We start from the raw sequence: 12,031 nt of genomic DNA on the forward strand, positions 1-12,031 counted from the left end.
CTCTTTTTGTTGGGGAGCGCCGAAAAATGAAAGCAGTCGTGATCCATGAGTGCGGGCCGTCGGATGTCTTGACCTATCAGGATATCGATACGCCGAAGGTCGGCCCGGGCGAGGTGCTCATCAACCTCAAGACCGTCGGTCTTAACCACTTCGATTTGGACCTGCGTGCCGACGTTTCCGGCTATCTCGGGTTGAAGATGCCACACATCCTCGGTGTCGAGGGTGCCGGCGTTGTGGCGGAGATTGGTTCCGGGGTCACAGCATTTCGGGTCGGCGACCGCGTCATGCCTCAGCTTACGACATCGTCCGGCCAATGCAGGCGGGCAATTTGCAACTGCGCATTGGGCATGGACAACATCTGCATGGACTTTGACAAACTTGGTGTCACGCGGTGGGGAACCTACGCCGAGTATGTGAAGGTTTCGGAACCGAACGTCATTCGTATTCCTGACGGGCTCTCGGATTTGGATGCCGCGGCAACGCAGGTCGCGATGGCGACAGCGTGGGAACTTGTCGTGACCAAGGGCAAGGTCAAACAAGGCGAAGATGTCGTCGTCAACGCGGCAGGATCGGGTGTCGGTTCGGCGGCGGTGCAAATTGCCGCACTAGCCGGCGCCCGAGTGATTGCCACCGCCGGGTCCGACGAGAAACTGGACCGCGCCCGCCAGCTCGGCGCCTCGGAGGTTATCAACTACTCCAACCAAAGCATCGTGGACGAAGTGATGAAGATGACCGACGGTCGGGGAGCCGACGCCGTCATCGAGTGCGTGGGCGGCAACGTTCTCCAGCAAAGCCTCTCAGCACTTTGTCTCAACGGACGTCTGTCGACGGCGGGTGCGCATGCGGGCGAGAAAGTCGAAATCGACATGATCGAGTTCTTCCGCAAGCAACTGACCATGACCTCCACGCACTTTGCGCCGGTCTCGACGAATCAGATGGTCCTTAAGCTCGTCAAGGAGGGCAAGCTGCGACCGGTCATTGAGAAGATCCTGCCGCTCAAGGAAATGAAATCGGCGCACGACATTATCGCCAGTCGCCGGTTCTTCGGCAAAGTCGTCCTGGAAGTCTAACCAAAGTATCCGCGCGCTACCGAAAGCGTCTTTGCGCCGCGCATAGCGGCGGGCGTGTTAACAACCGCACCTCGGCTATTGCGCCGATCCGCCGGCTTCGCTTTGGATTTCGTTGCTCCCAACCGGTGTGGTGCCTGCGGGAGTCGCATTCATAGTGCTGGGCTGTGCAGCGCCTGCTGGACAAAGGCGCAGTTCGTGTCGGCCCCGCTGTGCGCGCGCTGCGGCTTGCCCTTCGACTTCGACGCCGGACCGGACCTGTGGTGCGGCGCCTGCATCGCCCATCCCCCCAGCTTCGACCGGGCTCGGTCGGCGCTGGTCTACGGCGACGTCTCGCGCGACCTGATATTGGCCTTCAAACACGGCGATCGCCTCGACCTCACACCATTGGCGGTGTCATGGTTGCAATCCGCCGGACGGGAGCTTCTTGCGGACGCAGATGTTGTCATCCCCGTCCCGCTACACCCGCGTCGGTTGCTCCGCCGTCGCTACAATCAATCCTCGGTTATTGCTCTTCGTTTGGCTGCTGCAAACGGCCTCGGTGTTCTTGTCGGTGCACTGCGGCGTACGCGGAACACGCCTAGCCAGGGAGGACTCGGGCGCCGGGCCCGGGAAACCAACGTCCGAGGCGCCATCCAAGTACATGCCGCCGCCCGATCGCTTGTCGCAGCGCGTCGCGTGCTCCTGATTGACGATGTCCTCACAACCGGCGCAACCGTGAACGTGTGCGCCGGTGCCCTCCTCCGCGCCGGCGCAGCCCACGTCGACGTTCTAACTCTGGCGCGGGTAGTCTAGCGGTCACCCTAATTTGTAGAAATTGCGCCTAGCCCCTGTTGCGAACGCCTTATCGACGCACCTAGTGTATCGAAGTTGTTCCAATTTTGCGGTGCGAGGCCCATGGCCAACGTTGAAATCTACACGACGATGATGTGCGGGTTCTGTGCCCGCGCCAAAAACTTGCTTAACAAGAAATCGGTCGCATTCGATGAGGTCGACGTCACTTTCAGCGATGCAAAACGCGAGGAAATGATGTCGCGGTCCGAAGGGCGCTACACCGTGCCGCAGATATTCATTAACGGAAAAGGTATCGGCGGCTGCGACGAGCTTTACGCGTTGGAGCGCGAGGGGCGCCTCGACACCTTGCTGGCCGAAACCTCGGCTTAGCGGTTCAAAGCCATGAAAGTCGCTTGCGTCCAAGTCTGTGCAGGCGACGATATGGACCGCAATCTTGCGACCGCCGCCGAGGCGATCCGCGAGGCAGCCAGCGCGGGCGCGGACCTTATCGCGACGCCCGAAAATGTTGCGCTGATGGCGGCAAGCCGCGAACAGCTTCTGTCATTGGCCGTCGCGGAAGCCGTTCACCCCGCAGTTGCGCGATTCTCCTCGCTCGCCGCGGAAGTCCGGTGCTGGGTGCTTGCCGGGTCGGTCGGCGTCGCAACTGGCGACGGTCGGGTCTTTAACCGTTCGCTATTGTTTGGGCCCGACGGTCGCGTCGCCGCCCGTTACGATAAGATCCATATGTTCGATGTCGCCTTGCCGGGTGGGGAGACCTACCAGGAGTCCCGCAACTACCGACCAGGGTCCGACGTGGTAATCGCCGACCTTCCTTGGGGCGCGCTGGGCATGACGATTTGCTACGACGTCCGGTTTCCGGAGCTCTATCGAACGCTCGGCCGCATGGAGGCCCAGTTGGTCAGCATTCCCTCTGCGTTCACCAAAGTGACGGGGCAGGCCCATTGGGCAGTCTTGCTCCGGGCCCGCGCGATCGAGTCCGGGGCTTTCGTCGTGGCACCGGCGCAGGTCGGGCGACACCCGGCGAACCGTGAAACCTATGGCCATTCCATGGTGGTCGGACCGTGGGGTGAGGTGCTGCTCGATGCGGGCGCGGCCCCCGGCGTATATTACGCCGATCTCGACTTCGCCAAGGTCAAGGCTGCGCGCGCCGCCATTCCGGCGTGGTCGACCTTCGCTGAATTTCGCGCCTCGGTATCTCCGGAAGCCGAACGGATTTAGCCGCAAGGCTTTGTTTCCAGCGCATCGGCCTTGAACTCGGGAATACCCTTCTATATCGAGACTTGATTGCAGTTAGGACTCGTCGTTCAGCATGATCTCATTCGATCTTCGTTGTACAAATGCTCACGTATTCGAAGCGTGGTTTTCGAATAGCGAGGCATACCAGCGCCAAGTTCAACAGGGCGAATTGGCATGCCCGATCTGTGGCGACACCTGTCTCGACAAAGCGCTCATGGCGCCCCACATCAGCACGCAGGCGCCGGAGATCTCCAAGTCCGGTTCCAATGTGGCGCCGTTGCCGGTGGCGACTGGCGCGACCAATCGGGCGGCGGAGTTGATGAAAATGGCCCGGGCGTTGCGCGAAGAGGTGGAGAAAAATTTCGACCACGTCGGCGAGACCTTCGCCGAGGAAGCCAAAAAAATCCACTATGGGGAAACGGATCATCGCAACATCTACGGCGAAATGACTCCGGACGAAGCGGCCGACCTACGTGAAGAGGGCGTCGAGTTCGGCGTTCTCCCATGGCCGACCAAGGAAGATGCTTAGTTTGGCGTTGCAAACGCCAGATAGTTGACGTTCAAATCGCTCGTCAATCGCCATTCGCGCGCGAGGGGCGCATAGGACAGCCCCGCTAGATCGGTTATTTTCAGCCCCGTTCCGGCTAGGTGCGCACGAAGTTCCGAGGGCCGGAGGAATCGGTTCCAATCGTGGGTGCCCTTCGGAAGCCACCCTAGAACATACTCGGCGCCAACGATCGCCAACGCATAGGCTTTCAACGTCCTGTTAAGGGTCGCGAGGACCATTGCCGAATCGGCGCCTCGAAGAATTTGTGTGCTCGCCGTAAGAAACGCCGGAACGTCCGCGACATGCTCGACGACCTCCATGTTAAGAACGACGTCGAACGTTTCGCCCCACGCCGCAAGATCTTCCGCCGTCGCTTGGACATAGTCGATCTCAAGGCCGGCATCGGCAGCGTGCCGGCGTGCGATCTCGACGTTTTCCTCCGACGGGTCGATGCCCACGACATCCGCCCCGAGGCGCCGAATCGGTTCACACAACAAACCCCCACCGCACCCGATGTCGGCGACCCGAAGGCCACGGAGCGGCGTCGGACTATCGGGGTCACGCGCTAATCGCTGGCACAGCCGGTCTCGGATGTACCGCAGTCTTACCGGATTGATGAGGTGCAGCGGCCGAAAGGGGCCCTGCGCGTCCCACCACATCGTGGACATTTTCGCAAAACGATCGACCTCGACGGGGTCGATCGAGCTCCTCGCTGTGGCGGACTCAAGGGTCACTGGGTTGGGCCTTGCTTGCTTGGCGATTGTGTCGCGTATATGTATACGCGCCCCTGCCGGAACAAGAAAATACTTCGGGCGCCGTAATCAGGGGGGCCGTATGCGGCCGCTACCTCTATTCCGGGTACTATGTCTGTTGTCGTTCTAAAATTTGGCGGTACTTCCGTCGCTGATCTCGAGCGGATTAGAAACGCCGCGTCGAGAATCAAGCGCGAGTGCGACCGCGGGAACCATGTCGCCGTTGTTGTTTCGGCGATGGCGGGCACGACTAACCAACTCGTCCGCTGGGCGGACGAGGCGTCGCCGCTGTACGATACTCGTGAATACGACGCGATCGTTGCCACGGGAGAGCAGGTGACTGCAGGCCTTCTCGCGATCGTCCTGCAAGATATGGGGATTTCCGCGCGGTCCTGGATGGGGTGGCAGCTACCCATCCACACCGACTCGTCCCATGGCGCGGCGCGAATCAAGGACATCGACGTCGGCGAAATCCGAAAGCGATTCGAGCACGGTGAGGTGGCCGTCATCGCGGGCTTTCAGGGGCTGAGCGAAGAAAACCGAATCACGACACTGGGGCGAGGCGGTTCCGATACGAGTGCGGTTGCCATGGCGGCGGCGCTAAATGCCGACCGTTGCGACATCTATACCGACGTGGACGGGGTATATACGTCGGATCCTCGAATTGTGACCCGGGCAAGGAAACTTGAGAAAATCACCTATGAGGAGATGCTCGAACTTGCGTCTCTTGGGGCAAAAGTACTGCAAACGCGGTCCGTCGAACTCGCGATGAACCATGGAGTCAAACTTCAAGTGCTTTCGAGCTTCAGCGATTCACCGGGTACGCTCGTTGTCGACGAGGATGAGATTGTGGAAAAAGAGATCGTTAGTGGCATCGCCTATTCTCGCGATGAAGCAAAAATCACGTTGCGGCGAGTCGCCGACCGACCTGGCGTTGCCGCCGCGGTCTTCGGATCACTGGCCGACGCGAATATCAATGTGGACATGATTGTCCAGAACATCTCCCAAGACGATAAGTTTACCGACCTAACCTTTACCGTCACGCGCGCCCATCTGGACCGGGCCATTGCCGTTATCGAGAAGGCGCGTCCGGATGTTGGCTACGAAGAGCTGAAATCCGACGAGGGAGTAACCAAAGTCTCGGTCATCGGCGTCGGAATGCGAAGCCACGCAGGTGTTGCTCAGCGGATGTTTGCGACCCTGGCCGAGCGCGGAATCAACATCCAGGTTATTTCGACGTCTGAGATCAAGGTCAGCGTACTCATCGAAGAAGAGTACACTGAACTCGCGTTGCGGGCGCTGCACACCGCCTATGGGCTGGACGATGAATGATGATGGGTCGCTAACTTCCCACGCGCAGCTTAAGCGTCTCTGGGACAGGGGCGCCTCATTTCTCGGTACCGACTACGCCATTCTCGGTGGAGCGATGAGTTGGTTGTCCGATCGTCACCTTGTCTCGGCGATCTCGAATGCCGGTGGGTTCGGGGTCATCGCCTGTGGGTCGCTTAGCCCTTCCGAGCTGGATGTCGAGATTGCGGCGACATATGAGCTGACCGACCGTCCTTTCGGGGTCAACCTCATTACCATGCACCCCGACCTAGGTCAGTTGATCGCCACATGCGGAAAACGAGGCGTGAGCCATGTTGCCCTTGCCGGCGGCCTACCTCCGGCATCGGCCATATCCCAACTGAAGGACGCCGGCATTCGGGTGCTCGCCTTTGCGCCGGCCCTCGCTCTCGCGAAAAGGCTCGTCCGGTCGGGCGTGGACGCGCTCGTTATCGAAGGTATGGAAGCGGGTGGGCACATCGGTCCGGTGTCGACCGGCGTCCTCGCACAAGAAATTCTTCCTGCGATTCAAGACATTCCGGTTTTCGTAGCTGGCGGAATCGGTCATGGCGATGCGATCGCGATGTATCTCGCCGCCGGAGCATCGGGCGTCCAGATGGGCACCCGCTTCGTATGTGCGACCGAGTGTATCGCTCATCCGAGGTTCAAGCAGGCGTTTTTGCGCGGGCACGCGCGCGATGCGGTGCCCTCGACCCAACTCGACGAGCGGTTTCCGGTTATACCCGTCCGTGCGCTGGGCAACAAAGGAACGCAGCTTTTCGTTGAGAAACAACGCGAAGTCATTGCAAAGGTCGATGCTGGCGCGATGTCTCAAGCGGAAGCCCAGTTGGCCATTGAGCGATTTTGGGCCGGAGCCTTGCGACGGGCGGCGATCGAAGGTGACGTCGAATTCGGTTCGGTGATGGCCGGCCAGAGCGTCGGTTTGGTCACGAAGGAAGAGCCTGTTGCCGAAATCATTGAACACCTCGTCGACGAGGCTGCGGCGGCGCTTCATAAGGTAGCGATTCGCTCCGCCGGTCCGGCACCGTTTGGGCAGGCTGCGACACTGAGATGAGCCCGGAGAAGGTCGCGGGGCCCCGCGCCCTGTTGCACCAGCTTCGCGCATTGATGGCCGCAGAGGGCGCCCCTCAGGCCAGACTGGATACCGTCACCAAGATCATTGCAACAAATATGGCGGCTGACGTCTGCTCGCTCTATTTGCGGCGGGCCGGGGATGTTTTAGAGCTTTTCTCAACATACGGACTTCGTCCCGAATCGGTCCACCTGACGCGGCTACGGGTCGGTGAGGGCTTGATCGGCGAAGTTGTTGCAAAGGGCAAGACCCTTGCGCTTGCCGATGCCCAGGCGCATCCGCTATTTGCCTATCGACCGGAAACCGGCGAGGAGAGCTTTCATTCGCTTCTAGGCGTACCTCTACAGCGGGGCGGGCGGGTCATTGGCGCGCTGTCGGTCCAAAATCGCGCCAAGCGCCAATACTCGACGGAAGAAGCCGAGGTTCTGCAAACCGTCGCGATGGTCCTTTGCGAGCTGGTTCTTGCGTCAGCGCTCGTTGCCGAGGGCGAGACCGCGGATATTGACGGCAACGCCACGCTGCCCCTTCGGTTCGAAGGGCTACCCCTTGCGGGGGGGATTGGCCATGGAAAGGCGTTCCTTCATCGTGGGCCGCGTCTTGTCCACGACCTCGTTTCGGAAGACTCGGAACGGGAACGCGAACGGCTTGATGAGGCGATCGACGCATTTCTTCGGCGTATTCAAATCTTGATCGCGCAAAGTGAGTCGCGAATCGGCGATGCCGGGCGCGAGATTCTCGGAACCTATCGGATGTTTGCCCAAGATCTTGGCTGGCAACGCAGAATGCGCGAGGCAGTCCATGACGGGCTGACTGCGGAGGGAGCGGTCTGCAGGGTTCAAGAGGAGAACCGCCGCCGATTAGCGCCGTCGCCCTATTTCCGGGACCGCATTGCCGATTTCGACGACCTCTCCAGCCAATTGTTGCGAGAGTTGGGAGGGGGCGCCGACTTGGTGGCCAACGATCTGCCCCAAGACGCCGTCCTCGTTGCACGAAGTCTTGGGCCGGCCGAACTACTGGAATACGACCGCGAAAGATTGCGCGCGATCGTGCTCGGCGAGGGGTCGCCCACATCGCACATGGTCTTGGTCGCTCGATCGTTGAACATCCCGGTCGTCGGTCGGATTGCCGGCGCGCTGACGCGATTTCAACCCGGGGATCCGGTCGTGGTCGACGGTTGGCGTGGCTTGGTTCACGTGCGACCTGACGACAGTGTCTACGATGACCTCGTCGATTCGATTGAGGAGGAGTCGAGGCGTCGTGCCGACTACGAAACCGTGCGGAGCATGCCGGCGCAATCGGTCGATGGTGTGGATTTTGATTTGCAGCTGAATGTCGGTCTCCTTAGCGAGCTGCCGTTCTTTGACTCCACCGGTGCGACGGGAATCGGTCTGTTGCGGACGGAGCTCCTATTCTTGACTCACCCAACATTTCCCTCTGTTAGCGATCAAGAGGCAGCCTACCGGGAGGTTCTGGATGCGGCTCGAGGTCGTCCCGTCGTGTTCAGAACTTTTGACTTGGGCGGCGACAAGGTCCTGCCAAATCTAGATCGACCGCTAATGCGCGAGGAAAATCCGGCGATGGGTTGGCGGGCTCTGCGCGTCGGCCTCGATCGACCGTCCGTTTTGCGCAACCAGTTGAGGGCATTGATCTCGGCCGTTCGTGGGCAACCCCTCACGATCATGTTCCCGATGGCAGCTGAGTTTGCCGAAGTTGCCAGTGCACGAGCGATTCTCGACATTGAAATCGCTCGCCAAGGCCAGAGAGGTCGCCCGACACCGTCGTCGGTGCAGGTCGGCGCCATGATCGAAGTGCCATCGCTGGCGTGGCAGGCAAATAAAGTGGCCGAGGCCGCCGATTTCGTCTCGATCGGTACCAACGATCTTCTCCAATATTTTTTTGCAAGCGATCGGACCAATCCGCGTTTAGCGAATCGTTACGATGCCCTCTCGCCTAGCTTTCTCAGGCTGCTGAGGAGCATCCGCGAAGCTTGCGACCTAAAAGGAACGCCTGTGGCTATTTGCGGTGACATGGCGGCGAATCCGCTTGAGGCCGTCTGCCTCGCAGGGCTGGGCTTTCGGACGCTATCGGTGCCGGCACCCGCCTATGGTGCTGTCAAGAAAGCCTTGCGTAGCCTCGATTGCGCCGCAATTGCATCCTACATTGAGGGCCGTATGGGGGGCGCCGACCGTTCACTGCGCGACGAAGTAAGACTCTTCGTCCAAGATCGCGGTTTTTCCTTTTAACTATTTGCAAATAGTCAATTTTCTGGTTTACTCACACCCTGTGTGAAGTGTGGAAAACTCCCCCTCGAACGCGTGGGGTGGGTTTTTTCCATAGGTGGTTAGGATGGCGGGACCGTCCGCACAGTTCTGGGCCGTCGGGGGTTATGGGTTTGACAACGGTAGACTGGCGCATCCCTCGATTGGTTTCTGCAGCACCCATTGGTTCGTGTCTCCATGAGGCTCGCCCAAGTGGATCGAACCGGCGAGGGCAGTGATGGCTAGTCAAGATCCTCAGCGTGAGGACTACCCCCCTGTGGAATCTTCCCGGCGCAGGCTTCACCTCCGAGAGGTGCGTTCGGAATCCGGCGATTACGACGGGATCGGCGCCGAACTACGCGCAGCTCGAATTCGGGCGGGCATGGACATCGCGGATATAGGGCAGAAGCTCAGGATCTCCGCCGCCTATCTCGAGTCGATCGAAAAAGGGCAGTTCGACACGCTGCCTGGACATGTTTACGTCATTGGATTCTTGAAGTCCTACGCAAGGTTCCTCGACCTCGACGAAAGCATCGTGGTCGACCGGTTCCGGGCTGAGACGACTGGCCCCCGAAAGGAGGCCAGATTGGCGTTTCCCTCGGCAATGGACCGAGGGCGCATGCCAACCGGACGACTACTGTTAGGGGGCGTTCTTCTCGCGGTTCTCGCCTATGCGGGCTGGTTCGTCTTCACAAGCGAGGAAAGGAGTACGGCCCAACGAGTCGCGCCGATTCCCCAACGTTTGACCGAGGCAACGGAGGCGCCTGCGGCTCTATTGCCGCCACCCACAGCCGAAGAGCCTGTCGATTTGCCGACAAATAATTTGGCTGCTGACCCGGCACCAACGAGCGAAACCTCCGCAGATGCCGTGCCTTCAGGACCGGGATTGCCGGTCCTTGAGGCGGAACAACCGGAATCCCCGCTCGTAGCCGTCGAAACTAACGACTCCCCCGTGCCAGCGGTGGTCGAACCGGATGTGCTAAGCTCATCGCCGACCGCGAACGACACCGACCGCGAGAGTGCTACGGTCGCTGCGGTAGGCGCCCGAACCGCTGCGGAAGACGCGTCGGGTGCGGCATCGGTACCGGCTGTTGCCGCGCCGTTAGCGCAGCCGCCCGCCCCGTCCGACCGCTTGCCAGAATCCAGCCCTGGGGGCGTTTCGGCATCCCCATCGCGGGTTGCTACCGCTGCTTCGCAAACGGGGTCCTCCGGCGATGTCGAAATCAGGCAGTTGGCGGACGCATCGTCCGCGCCGATCGCAGAGACGTCGCCGCCGACCCCCGAACCTATTATCGTCGCGACGCCCGCTGAGCCGGTCGTTGGCGAGCAAGGGGAAACCACCGTCGCCGCACGCGGTCCGGAGACGGCACCGCCGCCGCTCGCCACCCAGATCGACGAGGCCCGTTCCCCGGGGGATGGCGGCTACGTCCCACGTGTCTTTGGGGCGGGTAACGAAAACGCCAGAGTCGTTCTCGTCGCGGAAAACGATAGCTGGGTTCAGGTCCGGGCAACATCGGGTGAACTCCTCCTCACCCGAGTCTTGCGGCCGGGCGACCGATACTTAGTTCCCAACCGTCCCGGTTTGTTGCTCATGACCGGCAATTTGGGCGCGCTCGAAGTCATCGTCGATGGCGCCCCGATCCCGCGGCTTGGTCCGGTGGGTGTCATCGGCCGCGACATTTCGTTAGCTGTAGAGGACCTACGCAACCGGCGCGGTCCAGTCGAGACGGGAACAGGCGAGACCCAGACCGACCCTTGATTCGCACCGCGGTCGGGATGCATAGTCCCCACCATCTCGCCCCTAATGAGTTTAGTCCCGCGCTATGAGCGTCAGGCCCTATCGCGACATCATCCGCCGCGACTCCCGTCAAATAATGGTTGGCAAAGTGCCTGTGGGCGGTGGCGCGCCGATCACGGTCCAGTCGATGACCAATACGTTGACCCACGATGTGTCCGCGACGGTTGAGCAGATAAGACAACTGGAGGCCGCTGGGGCCGACATCGTCCGCGTGTCGTGCCCAGACGAAGAGTCTACGGCTGCGTTGTCTGCGATCGTCGGCCAGGTCAACCTACCGATCGTCGCCGATATCCATTTCCACTATCGGCGCGCTATCGAGGCGGCCACGGCCGGCGCTGCTTGTTTGAGGATAAATCCCGGAAACATCGGGTCTCGCGAGCGCGTGAAGGAGGTCGTTCGTGCCGCGCGCGATCATGGTTGTTCAATGCGGATCGGCGTCAATGCCGGGTCGCTCGAACCTGCCCTGCTCGAGAAGTACGGCGAGCCGTGCCCGGAAGCGATGGTCGAGAGCGCATTGAATCATGCCAAAATCCTCGAAGACGAGGATTTCCTCGATTTCAAGATCAGCGTCAAGGCTTCAGACGTGTTCCTAGCCGTCGCTGCCTATCAGCAGTTGGCCGAGGCCTGTAACTATCCTTTGCATCTCGGAATCACCGAAGCGGGTGGTTTGATTTCCGGGACCGTGAAATCGTCGATCGGAATGGGAATGCTTTTGTGGTCCGGTATCGGCGACACCGTGCGCGTTTCGTTGTCCGCCGATCCGGTAGAAGAAATTCGTGTCGGGTTCGATATTCTCAAGTCGTTGAACCTGCGATACCGCGGCGTGAACATCATCTCCTGTCCGTCATGTGCCCGACAGGCATTCCCCGTGATCAAGACGGTCGAGACCTTGGAGAAGCGTTTGGCGCACATTACGACGCCGCTGACGCTGTCGATTATCGGCTGTGTTGTAAATGGCCCCGGCGAAGCTCGAGAGACGGATGTCGGTTTGGCCGGTGGCGGACGGGGAAACCACATGATCTACGTCAATGGGCTTGCAGACCACAAGATCGATGACGATCGCCTCGTCGACCATGTCGTTGAGTTGGTCGAAGCTCGGGCGAAGGAAATTCAAACAAGCAACGTGGCGGGCGCGCCAGCCTCTGCGGCGTCGTAGGCG

Annotated in this window: 11 protein-coding genes; 10 read left to right on the plus strand and 1 reads right to left on the minus strand. The window is 60.5% G+C overall.

From position 1 onward, the window contains the following. Positions 1 to 26 precede the first annotated feature (26 nt). The 5 genes from RID42_05695 (at position 27) to RID42_05715 (ending at position 3,627) form a co-directional block, all read left to right on the plus strand. Positions 27 to 1,070: a zinc-binding dehydrogenase gene (locus RID42_05695; GenBank protein MEQ8247157.1), complete on the plus strand. Its 1,044-nt coding sequence runs from the start codon at positions 27 to 29 to the stop codon at positions 1,068 to 1,070. A 54-nt stretch (positions 1,071 to 1,124) separates the two neighbouring features. Continuing rightward, positions 1,125 to 1,862, plus strand: coding sequence for a ComF family protein (locus RID42_05700; GenBank protein MEQ8247158.1), 738 nt, complete (start codon positions 1,125 to 1,127; stop codon positions 1,860 to 1,862). 102 nt (positions 1,863 to 1,964) lie between these two features. Then, positions 1,965 to 2,231, plus strand: coding sequence for a glutaredoxin 3 (gene grxC, locus RID42_05705; GenBank protein MEQ8247159.1), 267 nt, complete (start codon positions 1,965 to 1,967; stop codon positions 2,229 to 2,231). 12 nt (positions 2,232 to 2,243) lie between these two features. Next, on the plus strand, positions 2,244 to 3,080 hold the full coding sequence (locus RID42_05710; GenBank protein MEQ8247160.1) for a carbon-nitrogen hydrolase family protein: 837 nt from the start codon (positions 2,244 to 2,246) through the stop codon (positions 3,078 to 3,080). 91 nt (positions 3,081 to 3,171) lie between these two features. Next, positions 3,172 to 3,627, plus strand: a complete 456-nt coding sequence (locus tag RID42_05715; protein ID MEQ8247161.1) for a DUF1178 family protein — start codon at positions 3,172 to 3,174, stop codon at positions 3,625 to 3,627. Here RID42_05715 and ubiG read toward each other — a convergent pair. Continuing rightward, the gene (ubiG, locus tag RID42_05720) at positions 3,624 to 4,379 is read right to left on the minus strand and encodes a bifunctional 2-polyprenyl-6-hydroxyphenol methylase/3-demethylubiquinol 3-O-methyltransferase UbiG (GenBank protein MEQ8247162.1); all 756 of its coding nucleotides are present in this window, start codon (positions 4,377 to 4,379) and stop codon (positions 3,624 to 3,626) included. The genes RID42_05715 and ubiG overlap by 4 nt on opposite strands. 129 nt (positions 4,380 to 4,508) lie before the next feature. Here ubiG and RID42_05725 point away from each other — a divergent pair, with 129 nt between their 5' ends. The 5 genes from RID42_05725 to ispG all read left to right on the plus strand — a co-directional run bounded on the left by RID42_05725 (position 4,509) and on the right by ispG (position 12,028). Continuing rightward, positions 4,509 to 5,729 (plus strand): aspartate kinase, encoded by a 1,221-nt coding sequence (locus RID42_05725; protein MEQ8247163.1) that lies wholly within the window; start codon positions 4,509 to 4,511, stop codon positions 5,727 to 5,729. Continuing rightward, entirely contained in the window at positions 5,722 to 6,798 is a 1,077-nt protein-coding gene (locus tag RID42_05730; protein ID MEQ8247164.1) for a nitronate monooxygenase, read from the plus strand. Before RID42_05725 ends, RID42_05730 begins: the two co-directional genes overlap by 8 nt. Beyond that, positions 6,795 to 9,059, plus strand: coding sequence for a phosphoenolpyruvate--protein phosphotransferase (gene ptsP, locus RID42_05735; protein MEQ8247165.1), 2,265 nt, complete (start codon positions 6,795 to 6,797; stop codon positions 9,057 to 9,059). Before RID42_05730 ends, ptsP begins: the two co-directional genes overlap by 4 nt. 292 nt (positions 9,060 to 9,351) lie before the next feature. Next, a complete protein-coding gene (locus tag RID42_05740; GenBank protein MEQ8247166.1) occupies positions 9,352 to 10,833 on the plus strand; it encodes a DUF4115 domain-containing protein in 1,482 nt (493 codons plus the stop codon). A 64-nt stretch (positions 10,834 to 10,897) separates the two neighbouring features. After that, positions 10,898 to 12,028, plus strand: a complete 1,131-nt coding sequence (gene ispG, locus RID42_05745) for a flavodoxin-dependent (E)-4-hydroxy-3-methylbut-2-enyl-diphosphate synthase (protein ID MEQ8247167.1) — start codon at positions 10,898 to 10,900, stop codon at positions 12,026 to 12,028. The last annotated feature ends 3 nt before the right edge of the window (positions 12,029 to 12,031 follow it).

The organism is Alphaproteobacteria bacterium (genome assembly GCA_040216735.1).
GTDB lineage: Bacteria > Pseudomonadota > Alphaproteobacteria > SHVP01 > SHVP01 > CALJDF01.